This window comes from Soehngenia longivitae, from assembly GCF_004684055.1.
In the GTDB taxonomy this organism is placed as follows: domain Bacteria; phylum Bacillota; class Clostridia; order Tissierellales; family Tissierellaceae; genus Soehngenia; species Soehngenia longivitae.
The window spans coordinates 1-15052 of record NZ_SRIB01000001.1 but is presented as its reverse complement, the minus strand read 5'-3'; the positions used below and the strand labels follow the sequence as shown (position 1 = coordinate 15052).

Below are 15052 nucleotides of genomic sequence, written 5' to 3'. Positions count from 1 at the left end.
GCGCTATTTCATATCTTCCTCACTAGCTTCTTCTAACAAATCTATAACATAATTTGGAAGAGCAAAAGCTCCTTCGTGGAGTAAAGAATTGTAATATTTCGTTTCTATATTGAATTTTTCCCATTCATCTTTTTTATGATCCTTTATAGGATCCAATTTCTTGCTTGCAAATCCAAAAAGCCAGTGTCCACTTGCATATGTAGGCATATGGAATTGATATACTTTACATATTTCAAATATCCCCTTTAGCTTAGCATGAGCTTTTTTCATCTCTTTTGCATTGGTGGGGAAATATGGGCTTTCATGCTGATTAACTAATATTCCATTCTCATTTAAAGCTTTATAGCAATTTCTATAAAACTCTTTAGTAAAAAGACCCTCTCCAGGTCCTATTGGATCAGTAGAATCCACTAAAATTAAATCATAGAAATTTTCCTTTCCCTTAACAAATTCCACTCCATCAGTGTAAAAAGCCTCAACTCTCTCGTCATCAAGTTTGCAAGCTGTCTGTGGAAGATATTGTTTGCACAGTTCAACAACTCTTTCATCTATTTCTACATGATGTATCAACTCAATATGTTCGTATCTACTTAACTCTCTTATAGTTCCTCCATCACCACCGCCAATCACTAATACTTTTTTAATTTGAGGGTTTACTGCTAAAGGAACATGCGTTATCATTTCGTGGTATATAAATTCATCTTTTTCATTCACCATCATGTACCCATCTAATGTAAAAAATCTTCCAAAATCATATGAATCAAAAAATGCTATATCTTGATATTTAGTTCTCTCACTGTATATTTCATTCTTCACATTTATTGTCAAGCCACAGTTTTGAGAATATTTCTCTGTAAACCATAGTTCCATTTATAAAACCTCCTAGTAATTTTTTCCATAATATATCTCATGCATTTCCATATTTAATTTGTAGAGTATATCCTCTTTTTCATCCTCAGTTAAATCTTTCTCACTTTTTTCAAATAGATAGTTATCCAATATTAAGTCTTTTATAAGCATCTTAGTGTGAAATATATTTTCTTCATATACATTTATGTCTATCATATTGTATTTGTCTTTGTTTTCTTGGGATATAAAATCTTGTATAGAATTGATATCATGATCTTTAAAAAGCTTTCGCCCATCAATATCCCTTGTAAATCCTCTTATTCGATAATCGCAAATGACAATATCTGAATCAAATTTATCAAATAAATAGTCTAAAGCCTTTAGCGGTGATATCTTCCCACAAGTAGAAACATCCAAGTCTACCCTAAATGTCATTATACCTTTATCCGGGTGATACTCTGGATAAGTGTGAACGCTTATGTGGCTTTTATCTAAATGTGCGATTACATTTGTATAATCTAAATGAATTTCTCCTTTATTGCAAGAAGGGTCAATGAGCGAATCATCTACCTTTTCTTCAGTAATGAGAAAGTTCACACTCGCCCCTTGAGGTTGGTAATCTTGTTTTGCAATACTTAATATATTTGCTCCTATCATTTTGGTAATTTCTGTTAATATATTTGTTAACCTGGTTGAATTATACTGTTCATCTATATACTCAATGTATTTTTTCTTATCTTCATCTGAAACTGCATAACAAACATCATAAATATTGAAGCTTAAGCTCTTAGTTAAATTGTTAAATCCGTATAACCTTATCTTTTCCATTTTTCAACCCTTTCATTCAATTATTTTTAATATATCATTTGGATTATAGAAAATGTGATCAACATCGTATTTTTCTAATTGTTCTAAATCTCTATACCCCCATGCAACAACCCCAGACATCATATTTGCATTTTTAGCAGTCATTACATCCACTTCACTATCGCCAATGTAGATTATCTCGTTAGACGATAATCCCATTGTCTTTGCTATCTCTAAACAAGTTTGAGGATCAGGTTTTCTTTTTATCCCTTCTCTATCTCCATAAACACTCACAAAATTGATATCTGAAAAAAATTTGTCAACCAAGTTTTTTGTAAAGAGATCCTTTTTATTTGAATTTACAGCCATTTTAATCTTTTTGTCCTGTAAAACTTTTAATATGTATTTAATCCCTTCAAATGGCTTCGTCTTATTCATATAATTTTTTTCATATTCACTCGTAAAAAGCTCTAATGCTCTATCCACTGTGCTTTCATCAGCTTCTTTTGGTAAACTTCTTTTTACAAGATTTCTAAAGCCATTCCCCAAAAATTCTTTGAATTCCTCATATTCATGAATTGGATATCCATATTTTTTTAAAACAATATTCATACTATCTGCTATATCATATATCGTATCTAACAATGTTCCATCTAAATCGAATATTATACCATTTATTTTGTGCATGGCAATACCTATCCTCTCGCATTTAGTTTTTTAATAAATTTATAATCTTTATCTATCGATATGATGTTTACGCTCCCATTTGATGCCATGAATTTATTAAAATACTCGTCACTGTCAAATACCCATGAAAATGCTAATTTTATTATCCCTTCGTGAGTGATCACCAAAGAGTTTTCGCCAATATTTATAATCTCCTCTAAAAAATCAACAACTCTTTGATATGTCATTTTTAAACTTTCCCCATTAGGTATCTGATAATTTTTAATATCACTTACCCATTTTTTCCCTTCTTCAGGGTAAACTTTCATAAATTCTTCATATCCTAAGCCTTTGAATATGCCAAAATCTATTTCTCTAACTCTGTTTTCCAACGAACCATTTATTTCTAAGATTTCACTAGTCATAATAGTCCTTTTCAATGGGCTGATGTATACATCTTTAAAATCAAGCTCAGCTACTAACGGCTTTATCCTTTCTATTTGCATTTCTCCTTTTTTTGTAAGTGGTGTTTCGTCAGTACTTAAGACTCTTTTAATATTGTCTTCTGATTCCCCATGTCTAATTAGAATAATATCCATTGCTCTATCCCCCAATACACTAAAAGAGAGGCCATCTCTCCTAATTCAATTGTTGCTCCGTTTATGTCTCCAGTAATTCCCCCTATTTTTCTATCAGCCCATTTTGCAAATGCTAAACTAAACATTATAGTCACTACAAGAGGTATTATATTATATATGTTTTCAATTGAAATGAATAAAACATACAATACTGAGCTGATTATAACTTTGTTTAAGGGTTTACTGTTGTAAAATAAAAATCCCAATCCATCATTTTTAGCACATTTTTTGTGGGCAATATTTATGCTAGTTGCAAGTCTTGAACTAGCCATAGAAAAAATAATTGCAGTATTTATATTTTCTGTGATTCTATATATCAATAATATTTTACCCAATACGACAAAAATTATAGCAATCGTTCCAAAAGTCCCAATTCTACTGTCTTTCATTATTTCTAGTGTCTTTTCTTTGTTTCTATTAGAAAGAAATCCATCAAATGTATCAGAAAGCCCATCTATGTGAAGCCCTCCTGTTAAAATCATCATAATTGCTACAGTAAAAAAACTCGCCATCAATCTGTCAAATTGAGCTATTATATTAAAAAATATTGCAGATATAAATCCAATAGTCAATCCAACAAACGGCATAAAAAAAACACTATATGAGATGTTTTCTCTCGTAAAATCTATGTTTTTCTTAAAAGGGAGTCTTGAAAAAAATTCAAATGCCAGTATCAACCCATTTATCATTTTAGTTTCACTTCGATTCCACAAATTACTATATACACCTCGTCAGAAATACTTGCTAAGTTCTGATTCACCCTACCTTGTATATCTCTAAATACTCTTGAAATGTGGTGTTGTGGCACAATTGAATCTCCAAGCTCGTTAGTCACTAAAATCAAATTTTTATTTTCTTCTCGAATCTTCAAAATGAGATCGTTTAATTGTTTCATTATCTCTTTTTCTATTACTTGTTGCAATTTGTCATCAATAAAATCAACATCTTTAGATAAGTCAAACATTATATTGGATGATAAGTTTGTAACACAATCTAATATATAGTTGTCTTCTTTGCCTAAAGCATTTTGTAAATCATAATACGCTTCAAAAGTTCTCCATGAGCTTGGCCTTGAATCTTTGTGATGTTTTACTCTATCAGCCATTTCGCTATCTTCTACTTTCGCAGTCGCTATGTACACAACATCTTTTTTACTCATTAGCCTTTTCTGTGCAAAATTGGTTTTTCCACTTCGCGCTCCACCTGTTACAAGAGTTATCATATTATTTCTCCTCGTCTTTACTTATATCAACTAGTAGTTCTTTTTCAATCTCTGCTTCTTCAAATGTAGCCATATTATTTAAAGTGTATATTGCGGTATCTATTATTTGAAAAGCTAATGGACAACCTGTTCCTTCTCCAAGTCTCATAGATAAGTCGAGCATTGGTTTAAGTCCAATTTCATTGAACACAAATTTTGCCCCTGGTTCTTTTGATAGATGGGATGGTATTATGTAGTCTTTTACTCTTCCATCGAGTTTTATTGCACACAATGCTGCAGCTTGTGATATGAAGCCGTCCATGACTGTAGGTTTCATATTTTTTGCACCAGACAAATACACGCCCACAAGGCCAGCTATATCTAGTCCTCCTACTTTTGACAAAACATCTATAACATCATATTTATTTGGTTTATGTAACTCAATAGCTTTAATTATTGCTTTTTTCTTAAGCACAAGCTGCTCATCTGTGATGCCTGCACCTTTACCAACTATATCGTCTATAGGAAAGTCAGTAATAGCTTTAATTACAGCTGCAGAAGTTGTAGTGTTGCCAATTCCTACTTCTCCAGTTCCCAATATCTTATATCCTTTGTTAAATAAATCATCTGCAACCTCTATCCCAGTCTCTATAGCTTTTATAGCTTCATCATAGGTCATAGCAAAGGATTTAGTGAAATTATCTGTTCCATATCTGATCTTTCTATTTATGACATTTTCTTCTTTTACATCTCCATTTATACCTATATCAACTACAATTACATCAGCATTTGCGGCTTTAGACATGACGCTTACACCAGTGATCCCTTTAGCCATTTTTTCTACTAAAATTCTAGTGAATATTTGTGGAGATGACGTAACATTTTCTTCAACTATTCCGTTGTCACTAGCCATGACGACTACAGCTCTTTTGTCTATATCAAATTTTGTGGTTCTGTAAATACCAGATAATCTAATAGTTATTTCTTCCATTAATCCAAGACTGCCTATTGGCTTAACTAGTGAGTCCCAACGCTTTTTAGTTTCGTCCATGACCGCATGGTCGAGAAATTTTATTGAATTTAAAGTGTTGTTTAATTTATCCATTTAATCCTCCTGAACAATTACTAATTATATTTTATCAAATTTATCAATATGTTTCATTATAAAAAAAGCTCCCAGAAAGGAGCTTATAAATTTATCTTGCCTTTTAATAATTTATACAACATGCTCGCAGCTACTGCCCCGAACAAGCCCTGCACAATATTTGCTGGTAAATTAATCAATGAAGCATTAAATCCAAACATAAATATTTCAGCAATAAAATAACCAAGTGCCATTATTAGTCCACCTATTGACGAAGGAAAGATTGGGTGTTTTTTACCTAAATCTGTTTCGAAAATAGCTCCTGCTATAAATCCTTCCAATCCTTTTGCTATCAATGTAACAGGTGCAAATACACTATAACCTAGTAATAAATCCGCAATAGCTGAACCGATTCCCCCTACTAAAAATCCAGCTTTTTTACCAAAGAAAAATGCTGCAATAAATATTACCATATCTCCTAAGTTTATATATCCAGTTTGAGCAGGAGAAGGTATGTGAATTACCATTGTCATAACTACTGTTAAAGCCATCAACACTCCATATGAAACCAATTTTTTAGTGTTATTCATATAATACCTCCAATGTGTATTGTTACAGTTTATAAATTAGTTAAACTGTACCCATTAATAGAATAACACTATTCAATTTAAAAATCAATATCTATAACCATTTTTTGCTTTTTAAATATTTAATCATTGCAGCTGTGATCAATATACTAACTATCCAAAATCCCAAGTATCCATATCTCCATTTTAATTCTGGGAAGTAGATAAAATTCATACCGTAAACCCCTGCTAAAAATGTTAGAGGTATAAAAATAGCTGAAAATATAGTGAGTATTTTCATTACTTCATTAGTCTTTGAGCTAATACTTGATAAATATATATCCATCATACCTGATATAGTATCTCTGTAAGTTTCTATTAATTCAATTACTTGAATTGAATGATCATAAACATCTCTAAAGTAATACGATGTTTTTTGATCTATAAGCTTTATTTCACCTCTAGATAAGGTATTAGCAATATCTCTTACTGGCCAAACCGTATTTCTAAAAAATACTATCTGCCTTTTTAAGGAATAGATTCTGTTTAAAATTTCCTTTTTGGGATCATCCATTAGTTCATTTTCTGTTTTATCAATTTCTTCACTAAGAATTTCCATAACATCGAAATACCCATCTACTATAGAATCGACTATAGCATATGTTAAATCATCTGCTCCCAGCGCTCTCACATGTGCCCCTTCTTCCAGACGTTTCTTAATGAGTTTAAATGCATCTTCGTCATATTCTTGAAATGTTATAACCATATTTTCCTTAATAATTATTGATATTTGTTTTGCATCTATTTCTATGCCTTCTAATAAAGATAATTTTTTAATTACTAAGAATAATGAATCATCATAGTCTTCGAGTTTTGCTCTTTGTCTTGTATTGAGTATATCTTCTAATATCAATCTGTGAATTTTAAGCTTTTGCCCTATTTCTTCAATCGAATGAACATTAGCTAACCCAATTACATCTAGCCATTTTATTCCTAAATTCTCTTCATTGATAAATTCATCTATAGTTTTTATTTTTTTATGTACTATTTTATCTTTATTGTAAGTTATCAAATGAAGTTCTTGTGAATCATCAGATTGATCCCCTGTATAAACAAGCGTTCCAGGTGGTTGTTGCTTCTTTTTATAATAATTCTTCTTATTCTTCATCATTTTCCTCCAAAAAAAAGAGTAGATATTATCTACTCTTTATTATATCATATTTATTCTCTTGTAATTAACGCCATCTCTTCCACATTTTGCTTTTGAGAGCTTATTTGTATATTTAACTCAATTCCTTCATTTCTAATAAGCATGAAAGCAGCTAAACTGGATAAGAAATCTGATATAGGGTATGCAAGCCATACTCCTAAACTTCCTAAGTTTAAACCCTTAACTAACAATATTGAGATTGGAAGCATGATAACCAGTTGCCTTAAGATTGCTGTGGCAAGTGATGTTTTAGCTTTGCCCATAGCTTGAAAATAAAATATAGACACATAATATACACTAAGTAGTGGAAATGCTGAAATCATTATTCTAAATGCAAAAGCTGCATCTTTTATTATTCTTTCGTCTTCGATAAATAGCTTAATCATGTTTGGTGCAAAGATCAAAGATAATATCCAAAGTGCTGTGGATGCAATAAATGAAAATATTATTGTCCTTGTCATTAATTTCTTAAGCCTTCTTGGCTTATTCGCTCCTAGATTATATGCTGCAATTGGTTGCATTGCCTGAGCTATCCCAAATATAGGAATAAACAAGAACATGTATACTTTTGATACTATCCCTAATATAACAAGTCCTTCATCTCCAATTGCACTCGTCAAAAGACTGCTTAAATTTCCCATTAGTATTCCATCCTCTGCTTCTATTACAAATGACGAAATACCGACTAGTAATATTGGAAAAATATATTTAGAATTGATATTAAACCTAAATGATATTCCATTTGCTTTTTTCATCTCTTGGAATTTATAAAAAGCATATATAAACCCCACTATTTGTGATACTGTTGTGGCTAAGGCTGCACCAGCAACTCCAAAATCATATCCAACAACTAATATATAGTCTAATATTACATTGGTTATTGCTCCTAAACTCGTACTCACTATAGATACTTTTGTGTTGCCAAGAGCAATCATAGTGTGTGATATATAAACTGTAAGCCCTAAAAATACGACTCCAAATATTATTATTCCTAGATATGTAGAAGCTAATGCTTCTACTGCTTCTCCAGCTCCAATAATTCCAATGATATTTTGTTTAAAAATAAGAACTAGAAGTACTAAAGGTATCATTACTGCAAATATCATTGAAAAACCTGTATTCAAAACTTCTTTTGCCTTTTTATAATCTCGTTCTCCATTGTGCCTTGAAAAAGATGTCATAGACCCTACTGCAATCATTACGCTCAATGCAACTATAATTCTTTGAAATGGGAAAACAGCGATTATTGCTGCTATACCATCTCCGCCTACAACTCTCCCTACAAAAAATGTGTCAACCATGTTATATAATTCATTGACGAGCATTGATATGATTACTGGAATTGAAAACTTTATCAACAATTTTGATATTTTTTCTTCTCCAAATTCTTTACTGCTCATATTAAAACCCCCATTTGATATTAATATTTTATCATCTTGGGGATTTTAAGTAATTGACTGGATTGTCCTCTTTTTAGGATTATTTTAGGTTGTTTTAAGTTGTCTAAAATTTTAAAAATCTTAACATAGTACATTTAATTTCTTAATTCAGTCCATAATTTAGTGTAAACAGTACACATCCATTCGGTTTAATTTTAGCAACTAAATTGAATATACTGGTTTTTTCTGAAAAGTAGAAGCTCACATATGGATGTACATAATTATCTAATAGGCTCCATTTTTCACTCGTGAGTCTTTCAGGTTTGCCTAAGTAGATCCATTTGTCATATACTGAACCATGGCTTTTGTTTAAATCATATTTTGTTATTTGAAAATTATGCTCGGTGTTAAAAAAGTTCAATGATATTTTCTTTTCTTTTAATTTCTTGAATTCTTTATCGCTGTATATCTCATCTTCCGATATAGTTTCAGGATTGTATAAAAGTATCTGATATCCATTTTCAGATTTTGTGACTATATAACCATCGTCTTTATATAAGACATCTTCTCCTAAAAGTGAAAGAAACTTAAATGCGTAGAATGAGGGTTTATTTAAGTAATTCGCTGTAAATATTCCTTTTCCTCCAAAAAAAGTTTCGTTTGTAAGTACTGTATCCTTAGAAATTTCATCTATTACATTCATCACTAATCTTTTATTCTCTATTGTGTAGCTATAAATGATGTAATTTGACATAAATAACGTATCATGCTTTGGAGATATATCTTCTAGGGGATATGTTATTTCAAATTCTTTCAAGTCTAGGTTTAGCCAATCATCTAATTTTGAGTAATTATTAGAAAATGTTTTTATAAAATCTTCTACTATGTGTTTTTGAACACCTTTTGTTGATATGATTGGGGTAAGCTTAATATCTTCTAAAAAATCAAGTATGATCTCTACCCTAGTCCAATTTATAAACCTTTTATCTTTACCCTTGTAGATATCCATGTCATCAGAAAATAAATTGTCAACTATTAGATACTTAAATCCAATTTCAGTTTGGATTTCTTTAAGTATTTTTCTGTTTTCTTCTTCAAGTAACAGCGAAACATCTCCTATATCTATTATTTCTGGTCTATTAAAAGTATCTATTGGGTCTTTTTTTAAATCTATATCGAGTTTTATGATTCTATTGTCGTAGTTAAATCTTTCATAGTCAGATAAATAACTTTCCAAATAAATAAGTGCCTCAGATAAATTCATGTTTTCTATTCTTTTTGATCTTTCAAGTTCTTTATCGCTTACTTTATATTTTTTTCTGTATTGAAGAGGTGTCATATTATAATGATTTTTAAAGTGCTTGTTATAGTATCTCACATGCGAAAACCCTACATCCTCAGCAATTTCACTGATTGACTTATCCGTATCCAAAAGTAATTTTGTCGATTCTTCAACTCTTATCTGATTTAAATAGTCATTGAATCCTTTTCCAAAGACTTCTTTAATTTTATATGATAGATACTGAGAAGTTAGAAACTCTTGTTTCGCTATGTCCTTTAAACTCACTTTATTCATGTAATTGTTGCTTAAATATTTCATTATTCTATGATATCTTTCTAATTGAATTTCATCATCTTTTAAGCTTTCTTCATCATAAAAAAGATAGTGAAAATTGTTAAGAAGATGATACATTGCATCAAGAAGCTTTTCTTCCACTACATCTTCATAATCGTCTAATTTAGAAATAACTTCGTATAATATAATAGCCAGTAACTTCTTAAGTCTATAGTATTTCTCTGATTCTTGGTCACCTAAATTTGTAGTATCAGTATAATAGAAAATATCTTTTGCATCTTCATAATATGATTCAAAAAACATTGGATCTATTTGGAAAATCAATAGTAAATTGTCCTCATCAATTGCTTCCATACTATATACTTCATCTGGGTTTATTATCTCAATCTCTGTTTGTTTTAGAGGATATCTCTCAGCTTCAACATTTAACATGATGCTTCCCTTTAGCATAAATAGTATTTCCAAGCTATCTTGCCAATGTAGAGGATATTCACTCACCTTTAAAAGCTCTATGTTTAAAGGCAAGTCTTTCATATATTCAACTCTTTCTCTTCGCATTGTTTCACCTACAATCATTTAAAAATTAATATTTATTCTGATAATATTATACCCGATTGGGTAATATAAACATATATAAATTATTGGAGGGTTAAATATGGATAATGAAAAAAATAAATTTGTCCCAGAGATAAATACTAAATTAAGAGAGAAAATAGTAAAGGTACCTGAAGTCATATATAAAGCAAGTGGGATTAAAATACTTGGAACTCGAATAAAATCCCTATTGTTTTCTACTGATGTAGCTATCATACAAAATACAAATGCTGACTCAATCATAGCTGTATACCCATTTACACCTCAATTATCCATCATTCACTCTATACTCGAGGTCGCAAGTGTACCTGTATTTGCAGGCGTTGGAGGTGGGCTTACTACAGGAGAAAGATCTGTACAAATAGCATTACAAGCTGAATTATTAGGAGCTTATGGCGTAGTGGTCAATGCCCCAACAAAACCCGAAGTGATAAAGAGAATGTATGAAGTTGTTGACATACCTATCATAGGCACTGTCGTATCAATGAAAGATGATTATAAGAGTAAGATAGATGCAGGTGTGAGGATTTTAAATGTATCAGGAGGAGCAAATACACATGAAATAGTAAAGATGATCCGTTCTGAAATAGGAAAGGAATTTCCGATTATAGCAACTGGAGGTCCTACTGATGAAAGCATTTTGAGAACTATTGAAGCTGGTGCAAACGCAATTACTTACACTCCTCCAACCAATGGTGAAATTTTCTCTGAAGTAATGGAAAAATATCGAAAAGGACAAGAACATTGATTTTTTACTTGCTTCATAGTAAGCTATTTGTATAAATAGTTTACTGTGAGGTAAGTATGAACCGAAAAACAAGTGATATCACAAAAGTAGCTTTATTTGCGGCATTGACAGCTATGGGAGCTTTTATAAGCATCCCTTTAGGAGTCGTTCCAATAACTATGCAAAGTTTGTTTGTAATGTTGTCTGGATTTCTCTTAGGCCCATCTTTAGGAGCTTTATCACAAGCTGTCTATTTAATTTTAGGGCTAATGGGCTTACCCCTATTTGCATCTATGACTGGTGGAATTCAAACTATTTTTAAACCCAGTTTTGGCTTTCTTTTAAGTTTTATTGCAGCATCTTTTTTATCAGGATTTTTTACACAAAAGAAAAAGACCTTTGTAAGTTTCATCAAAGCTAGTATAATTTCTAGCTTAGTAATGTACCTAATAGGTCTTCCATATATGGCCTTCATACTTAATTTCTATTTAGATGAAGGTCTAACTGTAATTTACATATTGAAAATAGGTTTTTTTGCGTTTATCCCTAGTGATATATTAAAATTGATATTAGCCTCAATTTTAGGTTACAGGTTAAAAGATAAAGTATAATTTACATTTTGATATGCACTTCACCTGCATTTAAAGCACTTATCTGCCCGTTAAAATCAATGATTAGATTTCCAAATTCGTCAATGTCTAAAGCTTTGGCGATTGTTTTTTCATTTCCAAAAGTTATCTCTATTTCCTTACCTATTATTAAAGAATTATCTGTTAAAATCGGCTTATATTTTATAAAATCACTATTTTTTTCATAGTCAAGAAAAATTTCATCTATATAAAGTAGTATTTTTTCTAATAATGTACTTCTGTTAACTTTTAATCCTGTTTCTTCTTCAATTGAAGAAGCGCAGATATTTTGTTTTATAAATTCATCTTTTTTATTGTTTACATTGATTCCTATTCCTACTATAATTCCATGAAAATCCTTAGACCCAACAAGTTCTGTAAGTATCCCACACACCTTTGATCCATTTATATACAAATCGTTAGGCCATTTTATTTTTGCATTAATAGATAAATCCTCCAATGCTTTAAAAACAGCCACAGATGCTAATTGTGTGTATATAGGCAATTTAGATATATCCAATTTAGAGTGGAAGACTACGCTAAAAAAAAGCCCTCCTCTATTGGAAATAAAACCTCTTCCGACTCTCCCTCTACCTTTAGTTTGCTCATCACTTAAGATAACTGCTCCATTTTCTAATTTGAAAAAGTTCTTTTTAGCGTATTCATTTGTTGAATCTATCACATCAAAGTGCAATATTTTTTTCCCTATTAACCTATTTTGATTTGTCATATTACTTTTTCTATAATGCCTTTCAAAAATTTTATTATTTCTTCCGATTCGTATAAAGGTTTCCCGTCAATTAAAAGCATAGGAACTTGATCTAAGCCACCTTTTGATATAAGTTCATCATAGTTTTCTTTTATATTTATATTTTTCAACTCAATTTCAAGTTTGTTATTGTTGATATAATTTATGACTTTATCGCAAAAAGGACAGTAATCCATATAATACAATTTTAAATCCATAATTTCCTCCTTAAATTATTCAAAGGATTCAAAAGAATCCTTTAAATAATTTCTCTTAATTTTCCTGTCAATTTATAGTCTACTTCTCTCAATTCTTTTAAATCTTTCTTCCCTAATAACAACATAATGACTTTTAGTTTATATATGGTATTATCCATATATTCTTTAGCATTTAATATTCCTCCATGAACTAGATAAGAAAGTATTTCACCACTTATTCCAGCAATATCCGCACCAAGGACAATTGATTTTATAATATCCATGCTTGTTCTTATTCCGCCGCTTGCAATTATACTCAAATCATCTGGCAGTTTTCTAACTTGTATAATGCTTGCTGCTGTTGGTATGCCCCATGAATATAACTCTGTAAAATCCATAGATGGATTCCTTAAATTCTCTATCTCTATAAAGTTTGTGCCTCCATATCCAGATACATCAACGTGCCTTACTCCAACATCATATAATTTCTTTGCTACATCATAGCTAATCCCAAATCCTACTTCTTTAACTATGACGGGAACTTCTACACTATTAACTATTGACTCAATATTTTTTAAAACTCCCTTAAAATCCCTATCTCCTTCATCCATGACTAACTCTTGCGCTACATTTAAATGTATTTGGAGGGCATCAGCTCTTAAAATATCAATTGCAATTTTCGCATCTTCTGGCGATGAAAGTCCACCAATATTTCCTATTACTATTCCTTCATCTCCAATTGTATCTCTGACTACTCTGAAGGATTTTTCAGCCTCTTTCTCTTCTAGGGCTATCGTTTCAGAACCTACTGCCATAGGAATATTAAAATCTTTTGCAATATTTGACAAATCTCTATTTATTTCTTCACTGAATTCAGAACCGCCTGTCATAGCATTTATCAGTATTGGATAGTCAATTTTCTTTCCTAAGAATACAAGTGAAGTGTCGATATCGTTGAAATTTAATTCTGGTAATGCGTTATGCGGTAAATATACATCACTTAATAAGTTATCGCCTTTAAAAGAGGTCCTTAGGTAGTTTTCAACATGCTCTTTTTTTCTGGCTTTTCTCATTCTTACACCTCTTTGATATTTATTTAGGGAACCATTGGTTCCACTATGTAATCTCCAAACATGCTATTTACCAACTCTTGCATTTGTTCCCCATCATAAATAAAATAACTTATATCACCAATATATTCTCCTTCTCCAGGAATGGTAGCTGTTTCCATAAGATCTGGATCTATTTTATTAACCATAGCTGCGCCTTTTAATACATAATTAAGTGGTATATTAGTCTCTACGTTATCATAATATGTCTTTATCAGAGCAGGAATTTTTAATATATTTTTAGGAGTCAAAGTCTGTTTTACTAATTCTTTCATAAAATACTGCTGAGTTTTTATTCTCCCAACATCACCCTCAGGATAACCTACTGTGAAATTGTTATTATGTCTAAACCTTAAAAAATCATGTGCTTCTTGTCCATTTAAAGTTTGAAACCCTGCTTTTAAATTTATATGAAGTGGTGGATCGGCTGTTGGGTCATCGTACTTCATGTCAAATGGCACTTCAACATCTACTCCGCCTATTGCATCCACTACATCTTTTACAACTTGATAATCGACTAGTACATAATAATCGATGTCAATTCCCAATAAATCACTCACAGCTTCCATTGACATATCAACTCCACCATATGCATGGGCAGCGTTTATTTTATCTAATCTTCCATTCACCATAGTTCTAGTATCCCTAGGGATTGATAATAATGATATTTTCCCAGTATCAAAATTTACTCTGGTAAGCATCATAGTATCAGTTCTCGTCCCTTTAGCATGATCGAGATCTTTTGCATCTACACCTAAAAGCAAAAAAATCAACTCGTTTTTATCATTTTCAATTGGCTCTTCATCTACGGGATTATTTGGATCTTGTGCTACAACTTCTTCTTCATCAAAAATAGTATTTGCTAATACTGCATATATGGATGCAAAAGCTATTAGCGATACTATAAATACTGTTATAAATTGCTTTTTCATCTTCCACCTCTTAAAATATTATATAGTTATAATACTATATAATATTTATAATTACAATATTATAATCGGGTAGGAGGAAAATAATTATTTTATTTTCCGACCTCCCACACCACCGTACGTACGGTTCTCGTATACGGCGG

The 15052-nt window shown here is 31.1% G+C and carries 17 protein-coding genes; 2 read left to right on the top strand and 15 right to left on the bottom strand.

The features are described from left to right. Window positions 1-3 precede the first annotated feature (3 nt). The 11 genes from speE to E4100_RS00035 all read right to left on the bottom strand — a co-directional run bounded on the left by speE (window position 4) and on the right by E4100_RS00035 (window position 10534). The gene (speE, locus tag E4100_RS00085) at window positions 4-870 is read right to left on the bottom strand and encodes a polyamine aminopropyltransferase (protein WP_135269736.1); all 867 of its coding nucleotides are present in this window, start codon (window positions 868-870) and stop codon (window positions 4-6) included. A gap of 12 nt (window positions 871-882) precedes the next feature. Further along, complete coding sequence (speD, locus tag E4100_RS00080; protein ID WP_135269735.1) at window positions 883-1677, bottom strand: adenosylmethionine decarboxylase; 795 nt, start codon at window positions 1675-1677, stop codon at window positions 883-885. Window positions 1678-1689: 12 nt separating this feature from the next. Then, window positions 1690-2343, bottom strand: a complete 654-nt coding sequence (locus E4100_RS00075) for an HAD family hydrolase (RefSeq protein WP_135269734.1) — start codon at window positions 2341-2343, stop codon at window positions 1690-1692. A gap of 8 nt (window positions 2344-2351) precedes the next feature. Further along, complete coding sequence (locus E4100_RS00070; RefSeq protein WP_135269733.1) at window positions 2352-2921, bottom strand: histidine phosphatase family protein; 570 nt, start codon at window positions 2919-2921, stop codon at window positions 2352-2354. Further along, window positions 2906-3649 carry an adenosylcobinamide-GDP ribazoletransferase gene (gene cobS, locus E4100_RS00065; RefSeq protein WP_135269732.1) on the bottom strand — a complete coding sequence of 248 codons (744 nt, stop codon included), beginning with the start codon at window positions 3647-3649 and terminating at the stop codon, window positions 2906-2908. The genes E4100_RS00070 and cobS overlap by 16 nt, the downstream gene beginning before the upstream one ends. Beyond that, the gene (cobU, locus tag E4100_RS00060; protein ID WP_135269731.1) at window positions 3646-4182 is read right to left on the bottom strand and encodes a bifunctional adenosylcobinamide kinase/adenosylcobinamide-phosphate guanylyltransferase; all 537 of its coding nucleotides are present in this window, start codon (window positions 4180-4182) and stop codon (window positions 3646-3648) included. The genes cobS and cobU overlap by 4 nt, the downstream gene beginning before the upstream one ends. Before the next feature lies 1 nt (window position 4183). Then, complete coding sequence (cobT, locus tag E4100_RS00055; RefSeq protein ID WP_135269730.1) at window positions 4184-5266, bottom strand: nicotinate-nucleotide--dimethylbenzimidazole phosphoribosyltransferase; 1083 nt, start codon at window positions 5264-5266, stop codon at window positions 4184-4186. Window positions 5267-5349: 83 nt separating this feature from the next. Continuing rightward, the gene (locus tag E4100_RS00050) at window positions 5350-5835 is read right to left on the bottom strand and encodes an ECF transporter S component (protein ID WP_135269729.1); all 486 of its coding nucleotides are present in this window, start codon (window positions 5833-5835) and stop codon (window positions 5350-5352) included. A gap of 91 nt (window positions 5836-5926) precedes the next feature. Next, window positions 5927-6979, bottom strand: a complete 1053-nt coding sequence (corA, locus tag E4100_RS00045) for a magnesium/cobalt transporter CorA (RefSeq protein ID WP_167792028.1) — start codon at window positions 6977-6979, stop codon at window positions 5927-5929. Window positions 6980-7032: 53 nt separating this feature from the next. After that, on the bottom strand, window positions 7033-8421 hold the full coding sequence (locus tag E4100_RS00040) for an MATE family efflux transporter (protein ID WP_135269727.1): 1389 nt from the start codon (window positions 8419-8421) through the stop codon (window positions 7033-7035). Window positions 8422-8563: 142 nt separating this feature from the next. Continuing rightward, entirely contained in the window at window positions 8564-10534 is a 1971-nt protein-coding gene (locus E4100_RS00035; protein ID WP_167792027.1) for a helix-turn-helix domain-containing protein, read from the bottom strand. Between the two features lie 97 nt (window positions 10535-10631). Here E4100_RS00035 and E4100_RS00030 point away from each other — a divergent pair, with 97 nt between their 5' ends. Next, window positions 10632-11318: a hydrolase gene (locus E4100_RS00030; protein ID WP_135269725.1), complete on the top strand. Its 687-nt coding sequence runs from the start codon at window positions 10632-10634 to the stop codon at window positions 11316-11318. 56 nt (window positions 11319-11374) lie between these two features. Beyond that, window positions 11375-11908, top strand: coding sequence for a biotin transporter BioY (locus E4100_RS00025; protein ID WP_135269724.1), 534 nt, complete (start codon window positions 11375-11377; stop codon window positions 11906-11908). A 1-nt stretch (window position 11909) separates the two neighbouring features. On the opposite strand, the gene E4100_RS00020 is transcribed toward E4100_RS00025, so the two are convergent. Genes E4100_RS00020 through E4100_RS00005 form a run of 4 tightly spaced genes read right to left on the bottom strand, consistent with a single transcriptional unit; the run spans window position 11910 to window position 14912 of the window. Further along, entirely contained in the window at window positions 11910-12656 is a 747-nt protein-coding gene (locus E4100_RS00020; protein ID WP_135269723.1) for a biotin--[acetyl-CoA-carboxylase] ligase, read from the bottom strand. Continuing rightward, on the bottom strand, window positions 12653-12892 hold the full coding sequence (locus E4100_RS00015) for a glutaredoxin family protein (RefSeq protein ID WP_135269722.1): 240 nt from the start codon (window positions 12890-12892) through the stop codon (window positions 12653-12655). Before E4100_RS00015 ends, E4100_RS00020 begins: the two co-directional genes overlap by 4 nt. Before the next feature lie 41 nt (window positions 12893-12933). Continuing rightward, a complete protein-coding gene (gene fni / locus E4100_RS00010; RefSeq protein WP_135269721.1) occupies window positions 12934-13944 on the bottom strand; it encodes a type 2 isopentenyl-diphosphate Delta-isomerase in 1011 nt (336 codons plus the stop codon). 23 nt (window positions 13945-13967) lie between these two features. Further along, a complete protein-coding gene (locus E4100_RS00005) occupies window positions 13968-14912 on the bottom strand; it encodes an LCP family protein (protein ID WP_135269720.1) in 945 nt (314 codons plus the stop codon). Between the last annotated feature and the right edge of the window lie 140 nt (window positions 14913-15052).

Bases quoted from the DNA above. Each gene is read 5' to 3' on its own strand.
- E4100_RS00030 (WP_135269725.1), top strand. From the start codon at position 10,632: ATGGATAATGAAAAAAATAAATTTGTCCCAGAGATAAATACTAAATTA.
- speD (WP_135269735.1), bottom strand. From the start codon at position 1,677: ATGGAAAAGATAAGGTTATACGGATTTAACAATTTAACTAAGAGCTTA.
- cobS (WP_135269732.1), bottom strand. From the start codon at position 3,649: ATGATAAATGGGTTGATACTGGCATTTGAATTTTTTTCAAGACTCCCT.
- E4100_RS00040 (WP_135269727.1), bottom strand. From the start codon at position 8,421: ATGAGCAGTAAAGAATTTGGAGAAGAAAAAATATCAAAATTGTTGATA.
- speE (WP_135269736.1), bottom strand. From the start codon at position 870: ATGGAACTATGGTTTACAGAGAAATATTCTCAAAACTGTGGCTTGACA.
- E4100_RS00025 (WP_135269724.1), top strand. From the start codon at position 11,375: ATGAACCGAAAAACAAGTGATATCACAAAAGTAGCTTTATTTGCGGCA.
- E4100_RS00015 (WP_135269722.1), bottom strand. From the start codon at position 12,892: ATGGATTTAAAATTGTATTATATGGATTACTGTCCTTTTTGCGATAAA.
- E4100_RS00020 (WP_135269723.1), bottom strand. From the start codon at position 12,656: ATGACAAATCAAAATAGGTTAATAGGGAAAAAAATATTGCACTTTGAT.
- E4100_RS00075 (WP_135269734.1), bottom strand. From the start codon at position 2,343: ATGCACAAAATAAATGGTATAATATTCGATTTAGATGGAACATTGTTA.
- E4100_RS00005 (WP_135269720.1), bottom strand. From the start codon at position 14,912: ATGAAAAAGCAATTTATAACAGTATTTATAGTATCGCTAATAGCTTTT.
- cobT (WP_135269730.1), bottom strand. From the start codon at position 5,266: ATGGATAAATTAAACAACACTTTAAATTCAATAAAATTTCTCGACCAT.
- cobU (WP_135269731.1), bottom strand. From the start codon at position 4,182: ATGATAACTCTTGTAACAGGTGGAGCGCGAAGTGGAAAAACCAATTTT.
- E4100_RS00035 (WP_167792027.1), bottom strand. From the start codon at position 10,534: ATGCGAAGAGAAAGAGTTGAATATATGAAAGACTTGCCTTTAAACATA.
- E4100_RS00070 (WP_135269733.1), bottom strand. From the start codon at position 2,921: ATGGATATTATTCTAATTAGACATGGGGAATCAGAAGACAATATTAAA.
- fni (WP_135269721.1), bottom strand. From the start codon at position 13,944: ATGAGAAAAGCCAGAAAAAAAGAGCATGTTGAAAACTACCTAAGGACC.
- E4100_RS00050 (WP_135269729.1), bottom strand. From the start codon at position 5,835: ATGAATAACACTAAAAAATTGGTTTCATATGGAGTGTTGATGGCTTTA.
- corA (WP_167792028.1), bottom strand. From the start codon at position 6,979: ATGAAGAATAAGAAGAATTATTATAAAAAGAAGCAACAACCACCTGGA.